7 protein-coding genes are annotated in these 6,000 nt (G+C 38.1%); 2 read left to right on the top strand and 5 right to left on the bottom strand.

The annotated features are described in order from the left end of the window. Positions 1–64: 64 nt before the first annotated feature. The 3 genes from B3E00_RS14975 to B3E00_RS14965 are packed head-to-tail and all read right to left on the bottom strand — an operon-like array spanning position 65 to position 2,871. Positions 65–979 carry a YARHG domain-containing protein gene (locus B3E00_RS14975; protein WP_293884264.1) on the bottom strand — a complete coding sequence of 305 codons (915 nt, stop codon included), beginning with the start codon at positions 977–979 and terminating at the stop codon, positions 65–67. Then, positions 976–1,617 (bottom strand): DUF2306 domain-containing protein, encoded by a 642-nt coding sequence (locus tag B3E00_RS14970; RefSeq protein WP_293884266.1) that lies wholly within the window; start codon positions 1,615–1,617, stop codon positions 976–978. The genes B3E00_RS14975 and B3E00_RS14970 overlap by 4 nt, the downstream gene beginning before the upstream one ends. 9 nt (positions 1,618–1,626) lie before the next feature. Then, complete coding sequence (locus B3E00_RS14965) at positions 1,627–2,871, bottom strand: ABC transporter permease (RefSeq protein ID WP_209574629.1); 1,245 nt, start codon at positions 2,869–2,871, stop codon at positions 1,627–1,629. A 185-nt stretch (positions 2,872–3,056) separates the two neighbouring features. Here B3E00_RS14965 and queA point away from each other — a divergent pair, with 185 nt between their 5' ends. Together queA and B3E00_RS14955 are read left to right on the top strand one after the other, a co-directional pair. Further along, the gene (gene queA, locus B3E00_RS14960) at positions 3,057–4,106 is read left to right on the top strand and encodes a tRNA preQ1(34) S-adenosylmethionine ribosyltransferase-isomerase QueA (RefSeq protein WP_209574631.1); all 1,050 of its coding nucleotides are present in this window, start codon (positions 3,057–3,059) and stop codon (positions 4,104–4,106) included. Between the two features lie 79 nt (positions 4,107–4,185). Next, complete coding sequence (locus B3E00_RS14955) at positions 4,186–4,869, top strand: 2-C-methyl-D-erythritol 4-phosphate cytidylyltransferase (RefSeq protein WP_293886158.1); 684 nt, start codon at positions 4,186–4,188, stop codon at positions 4,867–4,869. 6 nt (positions 4,870–4,875) lie between these two features. On the opposite strand, the gene B3E00_RS14950 is transcribed toward B3E00_RS14955, so the two are convergent. Both B3E00_RS14950 and B3E00_RS14945 read right to left on the bottom strand, forming a co-directional pair. Then, positions 4,876–5,031 (bottom strand): lmo0937 family membrane protein, encoded by a 156-nt coding sequence (locus tag B3E00_RS14950; RefSeq protein ID WP_209574636.1) that lies wholly within the window; start codon positions 5,029–5,031, stop codon positions 4,876–4,878. Between the two features lie 81 nt (positions 5,032–5,112). Continuing rightward, entirely contained in the window at positions 5,113–5,880 is a 768-nt protein-coding gene (locus tag B3E00_RS14945; RefSeq protein ID WP_293884272.1) for an MBL fold metallo-hydrolase, read from the bottom strand. Positions 5,881–6,000: the final 120 nt, after the last annotated feature.

Below are 6,000 nucleotides of genomic sequence, written 5' to 3'. Positions count from 1 at the left end.
CCTTGTCGGACAGCTTCTTTTTGTGAAATTGATCTTTCGAATGTTTCGGAATGGATTTTATACCTTATCTTCCAAAGGTGTCATAATTATCCGTTGCATATTTTTCAAATCTCGTCAATAAAGCGATATTATCTTTTTCCAATGGACTCAAATCTGCATTCACATCTTTTGAAATAGGCACATACCAGTCTACAGGCTCAAAAAATTGGCGAATGCTTGGTTTAGTAAACGCATAGCCATGTCGGGCAAAAATCGTATTCCGAATAATCTCAAGATCCAACTTCTTAAGATTTTTCAGGTCTTTCTCGGTCAACTTTTGTTTAGATGCATTGACCGTAAAAACTGCAGGGGATGCCGACCTATAATATTGTATAACGTATGTATAAGTTGAATCTCCATCTACATCGGTTTCCTCTTTTCTCTTTTCGTTAATCCAGTCAACCAAAGTCCCATTTTCCTCATCCTGATTTTTCAGCATCAGATTAGGATTATATGCGAATTGCTTTTTCAACAGTTTGAAACTTCGTTTTTTTATCTTTACCCCTGGATCGTAGGCAGTCCAACTGCCAATTAACGTATCATGATTAAGCTTAATTTCAAAACGGCCATCGGACTTTTTATCGCCGGGCTCATCCAACAATAGCCGAAAGTCACTACCGTTTTCTTCCAGCTTTCCCACAAAAGAACGCAGATTTCCTTTCACCACATTCTGTCCGAATACACGCCCCTTATCTGTGATTTTTTTTATGGTCAAATTTATCTTTGGAGAATAATCTGTAATTGGCAAACCGTCCCCATCTTCCAGTGTATTTTCATCAACCACAAATTCTCCCACCCAGTTGCCGTATAGTTCCTGATGTGCCTCATGCTCAACAACAACGCTATCTTTTGTTCCGGGGGCTTCATTCTTTCTGTCTCTCCCTTCCTTACATCCTACAATGACCACAAGCAATAACACTAAACAAATATTTCTCTTCATAATTTTTGATTTTTTTGATAAATAATAAATTCCGCCAATAACAAATTTGGTATCCATCCCAGCCATGCGATAATCTGGTACACGTCCATTGGATTGGGCTGGAACAAATAGACTAAAGCCAGCTTCCAAAAACGTAGCGTCAGTGCAGAACAGGTTAATGCAAAGCTACGGATCATAAAATCGTGGTGTTTATTAAATTTTCTCTGACGCGCAAAATGAACTGCCTGGTAGGTAAAATAAAACCATCCCAATCCCAGTAATTCAAATGCAATAATAGATGTTATCCCACCATTCGCAACCAAACCAATCAGTAATCCTGATGGAGCGGCGCAAACCAAAATGGCGTATACATACAAATATCCTATACTTCTATGGACTCGCGGATATTTATTCAATAGGTAATTACTAAACTGAGTGAAGCCAGCCGGCAGCGCGAAGATAGCAGTACAGACATGGACATAAAAGACGTAGCGATACCACCAAAGTTCTTCTATTTCAGTTTGCTTGATCAGTAATAAGTTAGCATCCAGCTCAAACCCACGGTAGCGCAGTGTAATCTCTACCATTAGCATACAGCTATAGGCAAAAGTTAAAAGCCAAAATCCCTGCAGTATCGAAAATTGAGCTTTTTTAAACATATCTTCTCTTTAATTGCTTCGGATAGCTTCCACGGGATCCAATCGAGAAGCCATTAAAGCAGGAACAATGCCGGATATTAGCCCGATAAAAGTAGAAAGTGAAATTGTCAGGATAACCATTTTCAAACTAACGACGATAGCAACACCAGTCGCAGCCTGCACAAGAAATGCTAAAAAATAAACAACGATCAGACCTATTCCTCCTCCCAAGAGGCAGAGCACGATAGATTCTATTAAAAACTGAGAAAGGATAAAGAAATTTTTGGCTCCCAGCGCCTTTTGAATTCCGATGATGTGTGTACGCTCCTTAACGCTGACAAACATGATATTGGCAATACCGAAACCACCGACTAGGATTGAAAAAATACCAATCGAAAAACCCGCAAGATTAATTATTCCAAAAAGCTGATCCAGTGCACCTGTAATCATTGTTGTCTGATTAATAGAAAAATTTTCCTCCCGTTGAGGAGATATACGACGAATTGAACGCATAAGTGTCTTTGCTTCACTCTCTGCTTCAGCCAGCGTATAGTTCGGTTTAATTACCATCGCTATACTTGGTGAAAAATTATCATAATTGACCAAATTCCTCGCGAGCTCGAATGGAATAAAGGCGGTATCATCAGGTGAGGTATTGATTAATACACCATTTCCTTCTTTCTTTAACACTCCAATAACTTGAATTTTTCGGCCTAGCATGTTGATATATTTACCAACCGGTTCATCATTAGGAAAAAGTCCTTCCGCTATATTGGCCCCCAATACAGTCACGAGGGCGCCCCCCCTCGATTCACTTTCGGCAAAGTAACGGCCATCTACGATATTTAAATTTTGAATATATAGGTTTTCATAGGTCGCGGCATTAACCGATGAGCCCTGTGCAGAATTACTTTTATATTTTATTGTCGTATTGCCAATATTGATCATATAAGCCATATATTCAGCAGTCGTCATTCGGCTTTTTAAATCCAAGTAATTATTATATGTGGGTTCCGGTCTATTCAAGTACTTCCACCAGGGGAAATTTGGTCCTCCATCCCAAGGCCATTTTTCTATGTAGAGAGTTTTGCTTCCTATCTTCTTTACTGACTCCTCGATATTATTTCGAAGTGTATCTACAGCGGAGAATACGCCAATAATCGTAAAAATACCAATGGTCACACCCAACAGCGACAGTAAGGTGCGTGTACGATTGTCTTTTAATGCCGAAAAAGCAAACTGACAACTCTCCAATATCAATCTAAAGAATAGCATAATTTGTATTCTAAAATACAATATAGTTTTGATTTAATGTCAAAATCCTTAAAAATATCTACATAAATTAGAATTACCGCCCTTCTATACCCAAAAAAGTTATAACTTTGTATGCTTTTTGCAACCTAATATTTGGTGCACTGTAATGCACTAAAAGGTAGACATTAAAATATATATCATTAAAGATGAAGTTATCTCAATTTAAATTCAACTTACCAGAATCATTACTTGCTTCTGAACCTTCTGAAAATCGTGACGAATCGCGCTTGATGGTCCTACACAGAGATAGTGGTAAAATTGAACACAAAATTTTCAAAGATGTATTGGATTATTTCGATGACAAAGATGTCATGATTTTAAACAATACTAAAGTTTTTCCAGCGCGTCTTTATGGGAATAAAGAGAAAACTGGAGCTACTATTGAAGTTTTCTTGCTGCGTGAATTGAACAATGAGCTTCGCCTTTGGGATGTATTGGTCGATCCTGCACGCAAAATACGTGTTGGCAATAAATTATATTTCGGCGATGAAGACTTACTGGTTGCTGAAGTAGTGGATAATACAACTTCTCGGGGCCGTACGATCCGGTTTTTATTTGATGGTACCGATGAAGAGTTCCGCCGTAATATCGAGATCTTAGGTGAAACACCACTACCTAAATACATCAAGCGTAAAGCTACACCAGAAGACAAATTCCGCTACCAAACTATTTATGCAAAAAATGAAGGGGCTGTTGCCGCTCCTACAGCGGGACTTCATTTCTCTAGAGAATTGATGAAACGCTTAGAATTGAAAGGCGTTGATTTTGCAGAGGTTACTCTTCACGTTGGTCTTGGAACTTTTCGTACTGTTGAAGTGGAAGATTTAACTAAACATAAAATGGATTCTGAACAGTTTATCATAACTGACGAAGCTGCAAAAGTTGTCAATAAAGCTATCGACAACAAACGTCGCGTATGTGCTGTAGGAACGACTTCTATGCGGGCAATAGAATCTTCTGTGTCTGCTGACCATCATTTAAAGGCGGCATCGGATTGGACAAGTAAGTTTATTTATCCGCCTTACGATTTCAGTATTGCAAATTCCATGATCACAAATTTCCATACACCGGAATCCACTTTGCTTGTGATGATTGCCGCGTTTGCAGGTTATGAAAATGTAATGAATGCATATGAAGTTGCTGTGAAGGAAAAATATAGATTCTATAGCTATGGCGATGCGATGTTAATCGTTTAATCCTATGTTTAATAATAAATAAAAAACGTGGATAGTCTCAAGCTATCCACGTTTTTTATAAATCTTAAATTTCAATAACATGAACTTTGTCATAATCGTTGCAGCCGGAACAGGAAGCAGAATGAATAGCGACCTTCCAAAGCAGTTTCTTTGCTTAAATGAACTGCCCATTGTCATGCATACAATTAATCGATTTTGTCAATGTAAGATTGTATCGGAAGTAATACTAGTGATCAGTGAGGTAATGGAGGAATTGTGGAATGAACTGTGTTCGGAACATGACTTTACTTTACCTATCCATCTCACTTATGGTGGTCGAACCCGATTCGAAAGTGTTAAAAATGGAATTAATTACATTGAGGAAAATTTCAAAATCCGTTCAGAAGATTATATCGCAGTACACGATGGCGCTCGTCCTATTATTACTGAAGAGCTAGTGAACAAAGCATTTCAAGGCGCTTATGCCCATCAGGCAATTGTTTTGGGACAAAAGAGTATTGAATCCGTCCGCATGGGAGATGTTTCCTTTAATGCTGCTGTAGATAGAAACCATACCTGGTTAATTCAAACTCCGCAGGTATTTCATGGAGAGTTGCTACTAAAATCATATCAGCAAGTGGAAGACCCCCTTTTTACGGATGATGCGTCTGTGGTAGAGAAGATGGGCAACAGTATCGCTATTATTGAAGGTGATGCTAAAAATATAAAGATCACCTACCCTCAAGATCTACAAATTGCCCAGCTTTATTTAAATTTGATTTGAAATGTATTACGCGTTACCACGGATGACACGCAATAATACCACAATAATTGCAATCACCAAAAGGACGTGAATAATGTTATTGCCAGCTGCATAACCTCCAAAAAAACTTATCGCCCAAATGATGACCAAAATAACAGCGATGATATACAGTAAATTTCCCATTTTCTTTTAATAATTTAATACCTAAATCTATTTTTATAGGTATAACAAAGAAAATGGAAATATAGTTTTATAATAAATAGATTAGCTGATCTCCAGCTGTAACCTATCGTAGGCTAGCAACATATTTTTCGGCAATTCTTTTGAAACAATTTCATGCAATCCCATTCGGTGCCCTATATGTGTAAAATAAGTTTTATCTGCCTGAATATCATAGGCAAATTCAATCGCTTCGTCCAATGTTAAATGGGAAATATGAGATTCTTTCTGAAGTGCATTTACAACAAGTACCTTAACACCTTTCAATAGCTGCCGCGATTCTTCACTGATAAATTTTGCATCAGTGATATATGCAAACTCTCCGATCCTGAAGCCCAAGACTGGCATTTTATAATGAAGCACCTCGATAGGCATAATTTCCGTACCGAACAAAGGCAAAGATACACCAGCCCTTACCTCCTCCAAATCCAATCTCGGCGCTCCTGGGTATTTTGTTTCAGTAAACGCATAATAAAATTCGCGCCTTAGCGCTTCGTGTAGATCAGCTGTACCATAAATGGAAATAGAACTATGCTGCTGATAATTAAACGCTCTTACATCATCCAAACCAGCAATATGGTCTTTATGCGAGTGTGTCATTAACACAGCATCCAAGTGCATAACTTTCTCACGCAACATCTGATACCTAAAATCCGGACCAGTATCGACCACTAATGTGTGTTGATTATATTCAATAAGGATAGAAGAACGCAATCTTTTATCACGCTGATCTTCAGATTGGCAGACCTGACATTGGCACGCTATGACAGGTACCCCCTGGGATGTTCCGGTTCCTAAAAATGTAACTCTCAAGCTATAATTTTTGATTTCAATACCTCTTCATAAATTGGAAGAAGCTTCTCAGAAATGGCTTCCGAATCAATTTCAATATCCAATAATATGTTCCACAATGACTGGATTTTTATTTCAAGA

The organism is Sphingobacterium sp. UBA5996 (genome assembly GCF_002429765.1).
Taxonomy (GTDB): Bacteria; Bacteroidota; Bacteroidia; order Sphingobacteriales; family Sphingobacteriaceae; genus Sphingobacterium.
Note: the sequence above shows the minus strand (reverse complement) of the source record. Positions and strands in the feature narration are given on the sequence as shown.